We start from the raw sequence: 16,006 nt of genomic DNA on the forward strand, positions 1-16,006 counted from the left end.
ACCCGACCGTGACCAGTCACGACCACCCGGCGGCACAGCGCCGCCGCACCACCCGGCTGCGCGCCCTCCTCGCGACGGCCGCCGTCACCGCGCTCGGTGCCGCCGCCCTCGCGGCCCTGCCCGGCACCGCCAACGCGGCCGGCGGGCTGACGGTGCAGTACCGCACCAGCGCCACCGGCGCCACGGCCGACCAGAGCGAGCCCTGGTTCAAGGTGAAGAACACCGCCACCACCGCGCTGCCGCTCAGCGAGGTCAAGCTGCGCTACTACTTCAAGTCCGACTCGCCGACCGCCACGTACCGCTTCGCCTGCTCCTGGGCGACCAAGGGCTGCGCCAACATCACCGGCACCTTCGGCACCCTGGCCAGCCCCACCGACACCGCGGACCGCTACCTGGAGGTCGGCTTCACCTCCGGCGCGGGCTCCCTGGCGCCCGGGACCGACACCGGCGACATGCAGCTGCGGTTCTACCAGTCCACCTGGCAGCCGCTGCGGCAGAGCGACGACTACTCCTTCGACGCGAGCCGGACCGCGTACGGCGACTGGGCGAAGGTCACCGCGACCCGGGCCGGCAGCCTGGTCTGGGGGACGGCCCCGGCCGGCAACACCCCGACCGACCCGCCGACCACCCCGCCGCCGACCACACCCCCGCCCGGCGGATCGGGCACGCTGTGGGACGACTTCAGCTACACGTCGTACTCCGACCCGAAGATCTCCGCCAACGGCTGGTCCGTACGCTCCAACTCCGGCGGCCCCGGCGTGCCCGGCGCCACCTGGGACCCCTCCAACGTCACCTTCGCCACCAGCGCGGGCAACACCGTCATGACGCTGGAGACCTCGACCGCGGGCACCGCCGGCACCACCGAGCAGGCCGAAGTCCTCACCAAGGCCACCAAGTTCCAGAACGGCACCTACGCCGCCCGCGTCCGCTTCAACGACGCCCCGCGCTCCGGCCCCGACGGCGACCACCTCGTGCAGACCTTCTTCACCATCAACGACCTCAAGGCGCCGATGGCCGACGACTACGCCGAGTACGACTTCGAGTACCTCCCCAACGGCGGCTGGGGCGAGCCGTCGAACATCCTCTACACGACGTCCTGGGAGACCTACAACCCCGACCCCTGGCAGGCCGTCAACCAGCACACCGAGGGCCGCCAGAGCTACGCCGGCTGGCACGACCTCGTCCTCACCATCGACGGCTCGTCCATCAAGTACTACATCGACGGGCAGCTGTTCGGCACCCACGACGCCGCCTACCTGCCCGAACGCCCGATGTCCATCAACTTCAACCAGTGGCTGATCGACCTCAACGGCCAGACGTCGACCACCCCACGGGCCTACGAGCAGCAGGTCGACTACGTCCTCCACGTCAAGGACCAGGTCCTCACCCCGGCCCAGGTCAACGCCAAGGTCGCGGCGTACCGGTCGACGGGCAGGGCGTTCGAGGACACGGTGCCGGCGTCCTGATCCGGCTCCGGCTGCGAGGCCGGAGGCGGGCGTGCGACGACCACGCCCGCCTCCGGCGCACGGCACCCTCAGTGACCCGCCAGCAGCTTCACCGCAACCACGACCAGCCCGATGAGCGTGTTCAGGGCCGCGGTGACCGTGGCGCGCAGCGGACCCGAGCCGATGCGCCGGCCCCCGAGGTACCCCCAGGCCGCCAGCGCCGCGACTTCGGTGCCGATCGCGACCCACAGAGCCGTGCGCAGCTCGAGCACCCCGGCCGCGGACAGGCCGACCAGCACGATCGGTCCCACGGCCACGGACAGCAGGGGACTGCTGGTGAACAGCACGTGCCGTACGTCGTCGCGGTCGAGGCGGCGCCCGTGGGCGACGGGGCGGGCCTGGAGGTCGGCCACGAGCGTCGCGGACCACAGGCCGAGCGCGGTCACGGCGACCGCCAGGACGGCCCCGGTGTGGTCGACGTGCCGTCCCTCGACCAGACCGATGAGGACCGCCAGCACGGTGAGGGAGGCGTAGATGCGTTCCTTGAGCCGCTCGCTCAGCACCGACGCGGGTTCCTCGGGCACGGACACGGCGCCCGGCTCCTTCTCGCTCACATCGACTCCCTCGTCGTGATCACCGCCAGTCACGATAGGCGGGAGCCGCGGCGCGACGGGTCAGCGTCGAGTCGGTGCCGTGGAGGGCGCGTCGGCGGGCGGAGCGCCGACTGACGACGCGCCGGCTGACAGTGCGTCGGTAGGTGGTACATCGGCAGATGGTGCGTATGTGGGCGGTGCGTCGGCGCGCGGTGCCTGGACGGACGGTGCGTTCGCGGACGCCGCGTCGACGGCAGGGGTGCGGCGCGCCCGCAACCCCCCGACCAACCCCCCGATCACCACCGCGATCCCCAGCCACACCCAGGTGCCCGGCACCCCGGTGCCCGTCGCCGTGCCCGCCGCTGCCGCCGCGAGCGGGGCGAGGCCCGTGAGCAGGCCCGCGCGGCCGGCGCCGACGGTGCGTACCGTCGAGTACCAGAGCACGAAGGCCACCGCCGTGACCAGCAGGGCCAGGTAGCCCACGGCCGCCCACTGCACCCGCGTCACCTCCCGCGCGGCCGTGGGGCCTTCGTACGTCACGCCCAGGACGGCGAACAGCGCCGCGCCCAGCCACGACGCGTGCACCGACACCCCCCACGGCGTGTGCCGGCCGAGCACCGGCACCGCCAGCAGCGTGAACGCCGCCTCGCAGCCCAGGGCCAGGGCCGCCCAGGCCACCCCGGTCGCGTCCGTACGGCCCGTGCCCTCCACCAGCACCGCGCCCGCCACCACCACGGGCGCCGCCAGCAGCACCTGCCGGCTCGGGGTACGCCGTTCCAGTAGCGGGCCGAGGACTCCGAGAACGACCGGCACCGACGCCACCGCGACCGCGATCACCGCGGGCTCCGCGTGCGCGACGCCCCGCACCACGGCCACGTTGAACAGCACCAGCCCCGTCACCGCGAGCCCCGTCAGCCACAGCCACTCCCGGCCGCGCGGCCGGACCGGGCGGGCACCGGCGAGGCGGGCGAGGAGCAGCAGGATCGCGGTCGCGGCCGCGTAGCGCACGGCCTGGGCGGTGAACAGCGGGGCGTCGACGAGCGCGTGCGAGATGCCGACGCTGCTGCCGACCAGCACCATCCCGACCATGCCGGGGACCAGGGGCGCGAAGGAAGTAGAAGGGGCGGAAGGCGTGGAAGAGGTGGAAGGGGTGTCCATGTCTCCACCCTGGCCGCACAATGGACGTCATGGGCAGGTCCAGAGAGACGTCGATCGAGGGGTCCATAATGCCCGCTACGGCCGCTATGACAGCGATGGTGAGGTCGGCCGCCGCGCAAAGCGGGGCCGGCGGCCGTTCCCCACGGCCCGGCGTCAACCTCGGCTCCGACTTCCTCCAGCTCGACATCGCCGACGCACCCCCGGGCGGGCGGACCGCCTGGCTCGCCGACCGGCTACGGTCGGCCATCGCCGACGGTCGGTTGCCGGTCGGGACGCGGCTCCCCGCCAGCCGCGTGCTCGCCGAGGAACTCCGCGTCACCCGGGGCGTGGTCACCGAGGCGTACCGGCGCCTGTCCGAGTCCGGCCAGATCGCCGGCCGGGGCAGGGGCGGCACGGTGGTCGTCGCCGCCCCGGCGCGCCCGGCTCCGCCCGCGACGCCGCCCACGGCTCCCTCGGCCTCCGACCGTCCTGCATCCCCGTCGTCCCCCGCTGCGGGGCAGCGAGCCTCCCGTCCCCGCACCCCACGCACCCCCACCACCCCCGACGCGTTCTTCACCGCCTCGCCCCACCGCGACGGCCTCGTCGACGCCCTGCGCGGCCTGCCCTGCCGGATCGACCTGTCCCCGGGCGTACCCGACCTCGCCGCCTTCCCCCGGACCGCCTGGCTGCGCGCCGAACGCGCCGTCCTCGCCGCCGCCACTCCGGCGGACTTCGGGTACGGCAGTCCCCAAGGCGCGCCCGCGCTGCGGCGGGCCGTCGTCGGCTGGCTGGCCCGCAACCGCGGCATCCGCGCCGAACCGGACGAGGTCGTGGTGGTCGCCGGGGTGGCGCAGGCCCTGGGGCTGCTCGCCCAACTGCTGCGCGCGGACGGCGTCGATCGCGTCGCCGTCGAGGACCCCGGCTCGCTCGGCGCGCGCCAGCAGCTGGAGTACGGCGGCCACACGACCGTCCCCGTCCCCGTGGACGCCGGCGGCCTGGACGTCGACGCCCTGCGGGCCTGCGGCGCCCGGGCGGTGCTGATGACCCCGGCGCACCAGTTCCCCACCGGAGTGGTCCTCGACGGCGAACGCCGGCGCGAGCTGCTGCGCTGGGCGGCCGGGGGCGGCGTCGTGATCGAGGACGACTACGACGCCGAGCACCGCTACGACCGGCCCCCCGTCCCCGCGCTGCGCTCCCTCCTGCCTGACGGGGTCTGCTACGCGGGCAGCGTCTCCAAGCTGCTCGCCCCCGCGCTGCGGGTCGGCTGGCTGCTGGTCCCGCCCCACCTGCGCGACGCCCTGGTCACCGCCAAGCGGTACGCCGACCTCGGCAACGGCGTCCTCACCCAACTGGTCCTGGCCCGGCTGATGGACTCGGGCGAACTCGAACGGCACCTGCGCCACGTCCGGCGCCGCCACCGCAAGCGCCGGGACGTCATGCTCCGGGCCGTCGAGGCGCACCTGCCCGGCGCCCGCGTCCACGGCGCGGCCGCCGGCCTGCACCTCATGGTCACCTTCGCCGACGGGCCCGGCAGCCGCGTCCCCGACACCGCCCTCGCCGCGTCCGCGCTCGCCCGGGGCGTCAAGGCCCACCCCCTGTCCTGGCACCGCCTCACCCCCGGCCCGTCCGGCCTGGTCCTCGGCTACGCGGCGGGCGCCGCCCACGAGATCGAGGAGGGCATCGCCCTGATCGGCGAGACACTGGCCACGCTCCCCACCGCTACCTGACGCGACCGCTGCGCGGCCAGCCCGCCGCTGCTTGACGCGTCCGCCGCGTCTCCCTGCCTCCCGCCGCCCGCCGCCCGCCGCCACCGCCGTACGCCCCACCCCGCCCACCGCACCCCTCCCCGGCGTCCCCCGTCCCCTCGCCTGGCCCGCCCCGCCGATCGGCGTACCGTCGTTCTTGTGGACGTCACCGCGGACAGCCTGGTGGCCCGGGCCGCGCGCGAGCTGAGCGCCGACGCGGACGAGCTGGTCGCCGATGTGGAACGGGGCCTGCGCCGGGAGGTCCCCGAGCTGTGGGCCGACCCGGAGATCGCCCGGGTGACCACGCGGAACATCGCCGAGCACATCGCCGCGGCGCTCGCCGGCCTGGAGCACGGCGTCGAGGCGGACCGCATCCCCCCGCCCGCGGCCGACCTCGACCGGGCACGCCGGCTCGCCCGCGGCGGCGTCTCCGTCACCGCCGTCCTGCGCGCCCACCGGCTCGCCCAGGCCATCGCCCTGGACCGCGTGCTTGCCGCCCTGCCCCGGCTGACCGCCGACCCGGAGCTGATCAGCGCCGCGGCACGCCGGCTGACCGAGGTGGCCACGGGCTACGTGGACCGCAACTCCGAACGCGGTGTCCTGGCCTACCAGGAGGAGCGGGACCGGCGGCTGCGCTGGCGGCTGTGCGTGGTGAACGACGCCGGGATGCGCATCGGCACCACCCTGGACATCGCCCGCACCACCCAGGAGCTGGCCGACTTCGCCACCGAGCACTTCGCCGACCGGGCCTGCGTCGACCTGCTCGACGCGCTGCTGCACGGCCGCGACCCGCACCGGCAACCTCCCGTCCTCCGCCGCATCGCCCAACGCGCGAAGACCGGCGCCCCCCCGAACGACCCGTACGGCCCGCAGGGCGCGGACGGCCCGGACCACCCCCGCGATGCGGACGGCAGCGCGAACGGCGACCCCCCGCACCCGGCCGTCGCCCCCCAGCAGCTCCACACCTACCCGGACGGCTCCCCGCCCGCCCGGGTCCTCGCCACCGGGCAGCCCGCGCGGCTCCCCGCCGACGGGTCCCCGGGGGAAGGCCACTCGACGCTGGTCGTGCCCCTGCGCGCCCGCGGCGTCACCCTCGGCGTCGCCCAGTTCTCCCGCGACGGCGGCGCCGAGCCGTACGACGGCGAAGACCTGCTCCTGGCGCAGGAGATCGCCGCGCGGGCGGCCGTCGCCGTCGACAACGCCTGCCGCTACACCCACGCCCGGGCCACCGCCCTCGGCCTCCAGCGCAGCCTGCTCCCGGCCCGCACCCCCGCGCAGTCCGCCGTGGACGTCGCCTACCGCTACCTCCCGGCCGGCGACCGGCTCGGCGTGGGCGGCGACTGGTACGACGTCATCCCGCTGTCGGGGGCGCGGGTCGCCCTGGTGGTGGGTGACGTCGTCGGGCACGGTGTCCACGCCGCCGCCACCATGGGCCGGCTGCGGACCGCGGTGCGCACCCTGGCCGACATCGACCTGCCGCCCGACGAGCTGCTCACCCATCTGGACGACGTGGTCCTGCGCCTGTCCGCCGAAGCCGCGACCGACCCCGACGACGACGCCGCGGAGATCGGCGCGACCTGTCTGTACGCCGTCTACGACCCCGTCAGCTGCTGCTGCACCCTGGCCCGGGCGGGGCACGTCCTGCCCACCGTCGTCACCCCGGACGGCGTCCACCGCGCCCTGGAACTGCCCCCGGGTCCGCCCCTCGGGCTGGGCGGGCTGCCGTTCGAGGCGGTGGAGGTCCACCTGCCCGAGGGCAGCCTGCTCGCGCTGTACACCGACGGCCTGATCGAGGCCCGCGACCACGACGTGGAGGCCGGTCTGACCCGGCTCCGGCAGGTGCTCGCCCGGCCCGCCCGCTCCCTCGAGGCCGCCTGCGACACGGTAATGGACACCCTGCTGCCCGAGCGGCCCGCCGACGACGTCGCCCTCCTCCTCGCCCGCACCCGCGCCCTGGGGGACGGCCGGGTGGCCGGCTGGGACCTGGCCGCCGACCCCGCCGAGGTGTCCCGGGTGCGCTCCCGGGTCGCCGCGCAACTGCGCCGGTGGGGCCTTGCGGACCTGGAGTTCACCGCCGAGCTGGTCGTCAGCGAACTGGTCACCAACGCCATCCGCTACGGACGGCCCCCCATCCACCTGCGTCTCGTCCTGCCCGACCCCGAGCCGCCCGACGGGCCGGGGGCCACCCACGGCCGGTCCCTGCTGTGCGAGGTCCGCGACGCGAGCAGCACCGCCCCGCACCAGCGCCGGGCCCGCAGTTACGACGAGGGCGGCCGGGGCCTGCACCTGGTGGCCCAGCTCGCCGAGCGCTGGGGCACCCGCCAGACCCGCGTCGGCAAGACGGTCTGGGCCGAACTCAACGACACCGCGGGCGCGTTCCCCGACCTCGGCGGTCTCAGCGCCGTCTGACCGCCCCTCACCGCAGGTCCACCCACGCCCGCTGCCGCGCCGACCGGGTCATGGCGTCCAGCGCCGTCGCGCTCGCCACGGCATCGGCGAGCGTCGGGCCGTACGGCGTGCCCTCGCTGACCGAGCGAAGGAAGTGGTGGGCCTCGATCACCTTCAGGTCGTCGTAGCCCATGCTGTTCGCCGCGCCCGGCTGGAAGGCCGCGTACTCGCCGTCGCCCGGGCCGACGTACACGGTGCTGACCGGCTGGTCCTGGTAGGCGGTGCCCCGGCTGACGCCGAGCTCGCCCATGCGCCGGTAGTCCCAGAACAGGGCGCCCGTGGTGCCGTGGACCTCGAAGCCGTACGCGTTCTGCTCGCCGACCGAGACGCGGCTGGCCTCCAGCACGCCGCGGGCGCCGGAGGCGAAGCGCAGCAGACAGCTGACGTAGTCGTCGTTCTCCACGGGGCCCGGTGCGCCGCCGGTCGCGCGGGCGTGTCCCGCGGTGGCACCGGCCGAGCGGGCCCGCTCGGGCACGAACACGGCGGTGTCGGCGGTCAGCGACACGATCTCGCCGAGCAGGAAGCGGGCCAGGTCCACGCCGTGCGAGGCCAGGTCGCCCAGCACCCCGCTGCCGCCGCGCCGCCGTTCGTAACGCCAGGTCAGCGCCCCGTCCGGGTGGGCCGCGTAGTCGCTGAACAGGCGGATGCGGACGTGGGTGACGGTGCCGATGTCCCCGGCGGCGACCATCCGGCGGGCGGTCTCGACGGCGGGCGCGTTGCGGTAGTTGAAGCCGACCGTGCCCTGGACGCCCGCCGCGCGGACGGCGTCGGCGACCGCGCGGGCGTCCTCGGCGGTCAGTCCCACCGGCTTCTCGATCCACAGGTGCTTGCCCGCCTCGGCCATGGCGACGCCGATCTCGCGGTGCAGGAAGTTGGGGGCGGTCACGCTCACGGCGGCCACCCGCGGGTCGGCGGCCACCTCGCGCCAGTCGCGGGTCGCGGACGCGAAGCCGTACCGCCCCGCCGCCTCCTCGGCCCGCCCCGGCACCTCGTCGGCCACGACGACCAGCTCCGGCCGCACCGGCAGCCGGGGGAAGTGGTGCGGCAGGCGGCCGTACGCCTGCGTGTGGACGCGTCCCATCCAGCCGAAGCCCACGACGGCGACGCCCAGCGTGTTCCCCATGACAGCCCCTTCGTCGAGGGCCGGCAGCCCCGGCGGTCGCTCGCGACCGCCGGGCCGGGCCCGCTCTTGGACCGATCCAAAACCTGCGGCACACGATGAGCGGCACCCGCACCAGGTGTCAAGGGTCTTTACAGCGTGCGGCGCACTGTGGAACGGTCCAACCATGACCGCCCCGACCATCCGCGACGTCGCCGCGCGCGCCGGCGTGTCGAAGTCCCTGGTCTCCCTGGTCCTGCGGGGGTCGGACAGCGTCCGCCCGGAGAAGCGGGCGGCCGTCCTCGCCGCCGTCGAGGAACTCGGCTACCGGCCCAACGCCGCCGCCCGCAGCCTCAGCGAACGCCGCACCCGCACCGTCGGCGTGCTGCTGAACGACCTGCGCAACCCCTGGTACGTCGACCTGCTCGACGGCCTGAACACGCGGCTGTACGACAGCGGTCTGCACGTGCTGCTCGCCGACGGCCACCTCAACCGGCGCCTGGGGGAGGACCTGACCCGCACCTTCACCGACCTGCGCGTCGACGGTCTGATCGCCGTCGGCACCCTGCACGACCCGCAGGCGCTGCGCACCGCCGCCGGCCGCGTCCCCACCGTGGTCGCCGGCACGCGCGAGCCCGTCCTGCCCGGAGTGGACATCGTCGCCGGGGACGACGAGCTGGGGGCCCGGCTGGCCACCGAGCACCTCATCGGCCTCGGCCACCGGCACATCGCCCACATCGCCGGCCGGGGCGCGGTCGGCGAGCTGCGCCGCCGCAGCTTCGAGGCCACCATGCGCCAGCACGGTCTGGCCGCGACGGCGACCGTGGAGCAGGGCGACCTCACCGAGGAGGGCGGCTACCGGGCCACCGTGCGGCTCCTGGGACGCCCCCGCCGCCCCACCGCCGTCTTCGCGGTCAACGACGTGACCTGCGTCGGCGCGCTGTCGGCCGCCGAGGAGAGCGGTCTGCGAGTGCCCCGGGACCTCTCCCTGGTCGGCTACGACAACACCTCCCTCGCCCGGCTGCGCCACCTGTGGCTCACCTCCGTCGACCACGCGGGCCACGACGTCGGCCGCCGGGCCGCCCAGCGCCTCCTGGACCGCATCGGGGACCCCGGCCGCCCCGGCGCGGTGGAGCTCGCCGCCCCGGCCCTGGAGGTGCGTGGCACCACGGCACCCCCCGCGCCGCCCGGCACCTGACCCGGCCGGTCAGCCGCACGCCGGCAGCGGCGGGGGCCGGGAGCGGTGGCCCTGGCCGGCCCCGCCGCCCGTCAGGAGGCGGCATCCCGCGCGGACCCACTCGTACGCACGACAGGTCCCCGCCCGCGGACCGCTGCTGCCGGACGGGGACCTGTCGTGCTGTCGGTGGGTCAGGACAGCGACAGCACCGTGGAGAGCACCTCGTGCAGGGTCGCCTCCGGGTCCGCGGCCGGGTCCGGGGAGCGCCAGGCCACGAAGCCGTCGGGGCGGACCAGCATCGCCCCGGCGGGGGAGATGCCGAGCCGGCCGGCCCAGTCGGTGTCGTCGTCGGGGACCAGCTCGGCGTCGGGACCGAGGCGCAGGGACACCAGCGGCACGGACAGCCGCTCGGCCAGGCGCACGGCCGCCCCGTGCCAGTCGCAGTCCACGCCGGCCGGGCCCGGCCCGGGGCCGCCCGACAGCAGCACCAGGGACGTCTCGAACAGGTCCAGGGTGGAGACCCGTTCGCCCCGGTGCCGGACCCACAGGTGCGGGGCCCTGCTGCCCGGCTCACCGGTCAGGGCCAGCTTGTCCGGGACGACCTGGGCCGCCGGGTCGGTGCCGACGACGGCACCCTGGGGGTAGCGGTAGCCCAGCGCGACGTTGAGGATGCCGCCGGCGCGGCCGCCGCCCCCGCCCGCCTCGGGCGCCGGGGCGTAGCCCGGGTGGCTGTGCTCGACCGAGCGCGCTGCGGCGCGGGCGCTGGTGGCCTCCGCGACGGGGCGGCGCTCGCTGTCGTAGGTGTCCAGCAGGCCGTCGCCCGCCCAGCCGCCGAGGACCGCGGCCAGCTTCCACGCCAGGTTGTGGGCGTCCTGGATACCGGTGTTGGAGCCGAACGCCCCGGTGGGGGACATCTCGTGCGCCGAGTCACCGGCGAGCAGGACCCGGCCGGCGCGGTAGCGCTCGGCGACCCGCTGGGCCGCGTGCCAGGCCGCCTTGCCGGTGATCTCCACGTCGAGGTCCGGGTCGCCGACCGCGCGGCGGATGTGTTCCGCGCACCGCTCCTCGGTGAAGTCCTCGAGGGTCTCGCCCCGTTCGGGGTGCCACGGCGCGTGGAAGACCCAGCGCTCCTGGTTGTCCACGGGCAGCAGCGCCCCGTCCGCGTCGGGACGGGTGAGGTAGCAGACGATGAACCGGCGGTCGCCCACCACGTCCGCCAGCCGGCGCGAGCGGAACGTGAGGCTGATGTTGTGGAACAGGTCGCCCGGGCCGCTCTGCCCGATGCCCAGCTGCTCGCGCACGGGGCTGCGCGGACCGTCGGCGGCGACCAGGTACTGCGCCCGCACGACGGTGTGCTCGCCCGTCTCCCGGCTCTTCAGGTACGCGGTGACCCCGTCCGGGTCCGCGTCGAACGACTGCAGCTCGGTCGAGAACCGCAGGTCCCCGCCGAGTTCCGCGGCCCGGTCGAGCAGCACCGGCTCCAGGTCGTTCTGGCTGCACAGGCACCACGAGGCCGGGCTGAACCGGGCCAGCCCGCCGCCGGGGTCGATCTCCCGGAACAGCCACTCGCCCTCGCCGCCGGCCAGCGCCGGGGTCTGCAGGATGCCGTGGTTCTCGGCCAGCGTGGCGGCCGCCCTGCGGATCCCGTCCTCCGCGCCGGCCACCCGGAACAGCTCCATCGTGCGGACGTTGTTGCCCCGGCCCCGCGGATGGATCGACGTCCCCGCGTGCTTCTCCACCAGGGTGTGCCGTACGCCGAGCCGGCCGAGGAACAGGGAGGTCGACAGACCGACCAGGGAACCTCCGACGATGAGTACCGGAACCTCCAGGTCGGGCCGCCCGGCTTGTGCGTTCATCTCGCCTCCACACGCGTCGTGACCACCGGCTCGGGCGAATCCGGCCGGGGCCTTCATCCATGCCCCGCGGCAGGCTCCGCGGCTCAGGCTTCACCCGCTTAACCCGCCCGCCTCGCGGTGACGCACGGCAGCGCCCACGATCGACCTGACGACGCGACCGACGCCGCCCGGCGCGCGCTCCGGGACCACCGTCCCGGTCCGCGGGGGCCCCGCAGGGGCCACGGGGGGCCGCGTCCGCCCCACAGGTCCGCGACAGGCGTGGACGTACCGCGAGGAAGCCATGTGGAAGACCACGAGGAAGAGGTGTGCCGGATGACGGTCTCCCCCGATCCGCAGACGGTCCCGGGCGGTGTGTCCAGCACCGCGTTCGACGGGTCCCGTGTGCGGGTCCTGCTGATGCTGGACGTCCACGACGGAGCCCAGCAGCAGTTCCTGGACGCCTACGAGCGGATGCGCCACCGGGTCGCCGCCGTGCCGGGCCACCTCAGCGACCAGCTGTGCCAGTCCCTGGAGAACCCCACCCAGTGGCTGCTCACCAGCGAATGGGAGAGCGCACCGCCCTTCCTCGCCTGGGTCAACAGCGAACAGCACCTGGACATGGTCGAGCCGCTGGCCGACTGCGTCCGCGACACCCGGTCGCTGCGCTACACCGTCCTGCGCGAGACCACCGGCACCGACACCGCCCCGGCCCCCGGGTCCGTCGCGCTGCAGTCCGCGCCCCGCACCGGTGACAACGTCGTCCGGCACGCCCTGACGTTCACCGTCACCCCCGGCAGCGAGTCCAAGGTCGCCGAGATCCTCTCCGGCTACGCCTCACCGCAGCCGGTCGTCAACGACACCACCCGGCTGCTGCGCACCTCGCTGTTCCTGCACGGCAACCGCGTGGTGCGGGCGGTCGAGGTGCGCGGCGACCTCCAGGACGCCCTGCGGCACGTCTCCCGGCAGCCGGAGGTGCGGGCCGTGGAGCAGGCGATCGACCCCTACCTGGAACAGGAACGGGACCTCACCGACCCCAAGTCCGCGCGGGTGTTCTTCACCCGGGCCGCCCTGCCCGCCGTGCACCACACGGCCTCCGGGCGCCCGGAGGGCTCCGCCGCCACGCGGTGCGCCCTGTTCCTCCCGGCCCTCCCCGGCCGCGGGGAGGAGCTCGCCCGGCTGCTGGCCCGGCAGGACGAGACCGTCACCGCCCCCGCGCACGGCCCCGTCCTCGCGGCCACCGTCTTCCACCGCGACGACATCGTCGTACGCCTGGTCGACGTGGACGGTGACCCGGAGGACGCGCCCGGGCCAGTCCTGGCGCTGGCCGACGCGGCGTCGGCCGCCGAGGCCGGGCGCCTGCTGGACGCGGCCGCCCTGGGGCTGGACGGCCCGCCGACCGACGAGCGGGCGGTACGGCGGCTGCTCGCGCACGCCCGGATGCAGCCGCTCACCGACCGCCGCGCCGCGGCCTCCTGACCCACCGCCGCCACCGGACCACCCGCCCCCTCACCGCCCCCACCCACGACCGTTTCCGGAGTGACCGACATGACACAACAGCAGCAGGCAGGCTTCGGCATCGTTGATCTCGGCTCCGTCGCACCCAACCGCCGCCGCGGCGGCGACGTGCGCGCCCTGCTCACGCCCTCCACGGTGGGTTCGACGAGCGGCTTCATGGGCGTCGCCATCGTCCGGCCGGGGGAGAGCATCGCCGAGCACTACCACCCGTACTCCGAGGAGTTCGTGTACGTCATCGAGGGCGCCTTCGAGGTGGACCTCGACGGCGAGCCGCAGCCCCTGCGCGCCGAGCAGGGCCTGCTCATCCCCAAGGACGTCCGGCACCGGTTCCGCAACGTCGGCGACCGTGAGGCCCGGCTCGTCTTCCACCTCGGCCCGCTGGCCCCCCGCCCCGACCTCGGGCACGTCGACACCGAGGAGGGCCCGCGGGACGTCACGGCTGAGGGCCTCGCGGCCGAGGCGGTCTCATGAGCCGGCGGGTCGCGGTCACCGGCATAGGCGTCGTCGCCCCCGGCGGCACGGGTGTGACCCGGTTCTGGGACCTGCTGTCCCAGGGGCGCACGGCGACGCGGCGCATCTCCCTGTTCGACCCGGCCGGGCTGCGCTCGCAGATCGCCGCCGAGTGCGACTTCGACCCGGCGGCGCACGGACTGGACCCGACGACCGTCGAACGCTGCGACCGCTACGTGCAGTTCGCGCTGGTCGCCGCGCGCGAGGCGGTGCAGCACGCCGGGCTGGACATGGCGCGCGAGAACCCCTGGCGCACGGGCGTCAGCCTGGGCACGGCGGTCGGCGGCACCACCCGGCTGGAGCAGGACTACGTCCTGGTCAGCGAGCGCGGCGCGCGCTGGGACGTCGACGCGCGCAAGGCGGGCCCGGCCCTGGAGCGGGCCTTCTCGCCCAGCACCCTGGCCTCCGCCGTGGCCGAGGAGTTCGGCGCCCACGGCCCCGTGCAGACCGTGTCCACCGGCTGCACCTCGGGCCTGGACGCGGTCGGCTACGCCCACCAGGCGGTCGCCGACGGCCGGGTCGACGTGTGCATAGCCGGCGCGTCCGACTCGCCGATCTCCCCGATCACCATGGCCTGCTTCGACGCGATCAAGGCCACCTCGCCGAACAACGACGACCCGGCCCACGCCTCGCGTCCGTTCGACGCCCACCGCGACGGGTTCGTCATGGGCGAGGGCGCCGCCGTCCTCGTCCTGGAGGAACTGGAACACGCCCGCGCCCGCGGGGCCCAGATCCTCTGCGAGGTCGCCGGCTACGCCACCTTCGGCAACGCCCACCACATGACGGGGCTCACCAAGGACGGCCTGGAGATGGCGCGCGCCATCGAGACCGCCCTCGACGAGGCCCGCCTCGACCCCACGGTCATCGACTACGTCAACGCGCACGGTTCGGGCACCAAGCAGAACGACCGGCACGAGACCGCGGCCGTCAAGCGCGCCCTGGGCGAGCACGCGTACGCGACGCCGATGAGCTCCATCAAGTCGATGGTGGGCCACTCGCTCGGCGCGATCGGCTCCATCGAACTCGTCGCGTGCGTCCTCGCGCTGACGCACCAGGTGGTGCCGCCCACGGCCAACTACGAGACCCCCGACCCCGAGTGCGACCTCGACTACGTCCCGCGCGAGGCACGTGAGCGCCGGCTGCGCGGGGTGCTGTCCGTGGGCAGCGGGTTCGGCGGGTTCCAGTCGGCGGTCGTCCTGACCGGTCCCGAGCGGAAGGCGTGAGGCGATGAGCGGACGAGAACCCCGAAGGGCGGTCGTCACCGGCATCGGTGCGGTGACCCCGCACGGCATCGGGACCGAGGTGTTCTGGAAGACGACCGTCGGCGGCGGCAGCAGCCTCGCCGCCCTGGACCGCGGCGGCTGCGAGGGCTACCCGCTGCGCGTCGCCGGCCAGGTGCGCGGCTTCGACCCGGCGGCGCTGGTCGAGGAGACGTTCCTCGTGCAGACCGACCGGTTCACCCACTTCGCGATGGCCGCGGCCAGGCTGGCCCTGGAGGACGCGCTGCTGGCGGACGCCGACTTCGACTCGCCGTACTCGGTGGGCGTGGTCACGGCCGCCGGCTCCGGCGGCGGCGAGTTCGGCCAGCGCGAACTGCAGAACCTGTGGGGGCAGGGGTCCAAGTACGTCGGCCCCTACCAGTCGATCGCCTGGTTCTACGCGGCCAGCACCGGCCAGATCTCCATCCGGCACGGCTTCAAGGGGCCGTGCGGGGTGGTGGCCAGCGACGAGGCCGGCGGGCTCGACGCCCTCGCGCAGGCCGCGCGGACCGTGCGGCACGGCACCGACACGGTGGTCGTCGGCGCGGCCGAGGCACCCCTCGCGCCGTACTCGATCGTCTGCCAGCTCGGCTACCCCGAGCTGAGCCGGGCCACCCGACCGGACCGCGCCTACCGCCCCTTCACCTCCGAGGCCTGCGGCTTCGCCCCCGCCGAGGGCGGCGCGGTGCTGGTCCTGGAGGAGGAGCGCGCGGCACGCGCCCGCGGCGCCGAGGTCCGGGCCACCGTCGCCGGGCACGGCGCGACGTTCACCGGCGCCTCCCGCTGGGCCGAGTCCCGCGACGGGCTCGCCCACGCCATCGACATCGCGCTGGGGGAGGCCGGCTGCCGTCCCGAGGACGTCGACGTGGTCTACGCCGACGCCCTCGGCGTGCCCGAGGCCGACCGGGCCGAGGCGGGGGCGCTGGCCGACGCCCTGGGGCCGCACGCCCGGCGCGTCCCCGTCACCGCCCCGAAGACGGGCACCGGCCGCGCCTACTGCGCCGCGCCGGTGCTCGACGTGACGGCGGCGGTGCTCGGCCTGCAGCACGGGCTGATCCCGCCCACGCCGCACGTGACCGACCCCTGCCACGACCTGGACCTGGTGACCGGCTCCGCCCGTGCCGTGGAAGCCCGCACGGCCCTGGTCCTCAGCCGGGGGCTCATGGGCTGCAACGCGGCGCTCGTCCTGCGCAAGGGCGGCGTCCGGGGCACGCACCAGTAACCGATCCGCACCACCGAAGGA

12 protein-coding genes are annotated in these 16,006 nt (G+C 75.3%); 8 read left to right on the forward strand and 4 right to left on the reverse strand.

The genetic code is table 11. The annotated features are described in order from the left end of the window. Positions 1-8: 8 nt before the first annotated feature. On the forward strand, positions 9-1,466 hold the full coding sequence (locus E4U91_RS31945; RefSeq protein WP_137310029.1) for a cellulose binding domain-containing protein: 1,458 nt from the start codon (positions 9-11) through the stop codon (positions 1,464-1,466). A gap of 68 nt (positions 1,467-1,534) precedes the next feature. Here the strand turns inward: E4U91_RS31945 and E4U91_RS31950 are convergent, their stop codons facing one another. Further along, entirely contained in the window at positions 1,535-2,059 is a 525-nt protein-coding gene (locus E4U91_RS31950) for a hypothetical protein (protein ID WP_137310030.1), read from the reverse strand. 60 nt (positions 2,060-2,119) lie between these two features. Then, a complete protein-coding gene (locus tag E4U91_RS31955) occupies positions 2,120-3,196 on the reverse strand; it encodes a DMT family transporter (protein WP_137310031.1) in 1,077 nt (358 codons plus the stop codon). Positions 3,197-3,291: 95 nt separating this feature from the next. Between E4U91_RS31955 and pdxR the strand changes: the two genes are divergently transcribed. Further along, positions 3,292-4,902 (forward strand): MocR-like pyridoxine biosynthesis transcription factor PdxR, encoded by a 1,611-nt coding sequence (gene pdxR, locus E4U91_RS31960; protein ID WP_241678914.1) that lies wholly within the window; start codon positions 3,292-3,294, stop codon positions 4,900-4,902. Positions 4,903-5,079: 177 nt separating this feature from the next. Then, a complete protein-coding gene (locus tag E4U91_RS31965) occupies positions 5,080-7,329 on the forward strand; it encodes an ATP-binding SpoIIE family protein phosphatase (RefSeq protein ID WP_137310033.1) in 2,250 nt (749 codons plus the stop codon). A gap of 7 nt (positions 7,330-7,336) precedes the next feature. Here the strand turns inward: E4U91_RS31965 and E4U91_RS31970 are convergent, their stop codons facing one another. Then, positions 7,337-8,491, reverse strand: coding sequence for a Gfo/Idh/MocA family protein (locus E4U91_RS31970; protein WP_137310034.1), 1,155 nt, complete (start codon positions 8,489-8,491; stop codon positions 7,337-7,339). A 163-nt stretch (positions 8,492-8,654) separates the two neighbouring features. On the opposite strand from E4U91_RS31970, the gene E4U91_RS31975 reads away from it, so the two are divergent. Next, positions 8,655-9,665 (forward strand): LacI family DNA-binding transcriptional regulator, encoded by a 1,011-nt coding sequence (locus E4U91_RS31975; RefSeq protein WP_137310035.1) that lies wholly within the window; start codon positions 8,655-8,657, stop codon positions 9,663-9,665. A 170-nt stretch (positions 9,666-9,835) separates the two neighbouring features. Here E4U91_RS31975 and E4U91_RS31980 read toward each other — a convergent pair whose 3' ends face one another. Then, positions 9,836-11,500: an FAD-dependent oxidoreductase gene (locus E4U91_RS31980; protein WP_137310036.1), complete on the reverse strand. Its 1,665-nt coding sequence runs from the start codon at positions 11,498-11,500 to the stop codon at positions 9,836-9,838. A gap of 312 nt (positions 11,501-11,812) precedes the next feature. Between E4U91_RS31980 and E4U91_RS31985 the strand changes: the two genes are divergently transcribed. From E4U91_RS31985 to E4U91_RS32000, 4 genes are all read left to right on the forward strand, one after another. Continuing rightward, positions 11,813-12,955 carry a SchA/CurD-like domain-containing protein gene (locus E4U91_RS31985; RefSeq protein ID WP_137311105.1) on the forward strand — a complete coding sequence of 381 codons (1,143 nt, stop codon included), beginning with the start codon at positions 11,813-11,815 and terminating at the stop codon, positions 12,953-12,955. Between the two features lie 69 nt (positions 12,956-13,024). Next, positions 13,025-13,465 (forward strand): cupin domain-containing protein, encoded by a 441-nt coding sequence (locus tag E4U91_RS31990; RefSeq protein ID WP_137311106.1) that lies wholly within the window; start codon positions 13,025-13,027, stop codon positions 13,463-13,465. Continuing rightward, entirely contained in the window at positions 13,462-14,727 is a 1,266-nt protein-coding gene (locus tag E4U91_RS31995; protein ID WP_137310037.1) for a beta-ketoacyl-[acyl-carrier-protein] synthase family protein, read from the forward strand. Before E4U91_RS31990 ends, E4U91_RS31995 begins: the two co-directional genes overlap by 4 nt. 4 nt (positions 14,728-14,731) lie before the next feature. Further along, positions 14,732-15,985 carry a ketosynthase chain-length factor gene (locus tag E4U91_RS32000; RefSeq protein ID WP_137310038.1) on the forward strand — a complete coding sequence of 418 codons (1,254 nt, stop codon included), beginning with the start codon at positions 14,732-14,734 and terminating at the stop codon, positions 15,983-15,985. Positions 15,986-16,006: the final 21 nt, after the last annotated feature.

The organism is Streptomyces lasalocidi, from assembly GCF_005280215.1.
Classification (GTDB): Bacteria; Actinomycetota; Actinomycetes; order Streptomycetales; family Streptomycetaceae; genus Streptomyces; species Streptomyces longwoodensis.